This is a genomic window from Corynebacterium sp. UMB8791, assembly GCF_054166365.1.
The window spans coordinates 1-409 of the sequence record NZ_JBSZCG010000003.1 but is presented as its reverse complement, the minus strand read 5'-3'; the positions used below and the strand labels follow the sequence as shown (position 1 = coordinate 409).

Annotated in this window: 1 protein-coding gene; it reads right to left on the bottom strand. The window is 46.5% G+C overall.

Features of this window, described 5'->3' with window-relative positions:
- A partial coding sequence (locus ACXIUA_RS00010) for a PRD domain-containing protein (protein ID WP_457975832.1) occupies positions 1-409 on the bottom strand: 409 nt, incomplete at both ends.

The following is a 409-nucleotide window of genomic DNA, read 5'->3' as shown; positions in this document are numbered from 1 at the left end:
AGCCGACGCAGGTTCTGAATCATCAGCTTTGAAACAATCAGGCCATTCGTACAAACAACCGCAGCGCGTTCTTTATTGGCATGCAAATCAGCTGACTTTTCCAACTCACCATCAAAGTAAAAGGCGATCAGGTTTCGCTCATCTTCCGGAATCGGCTTACCGGTTAGCTTCTCGAGTGGTGCAACAATGGCATTGATCGTGTCGACCAAAAATTGATGTCGAGGATCAGCCGCCATCACTTGACCAATCCCAATGTCGTGCAGATGCAAACCATAGCGAACGCGGAAGATTGCCGGACGCAAATGAGCAAGTAACCGGTTTACGAAATCTTTTTGGTCATCAATTTTAATAAACGTCTGCTGTTCAAACTTGGAAACCATTGTTCGGATGGCCGCAACCAAGTCAGTAT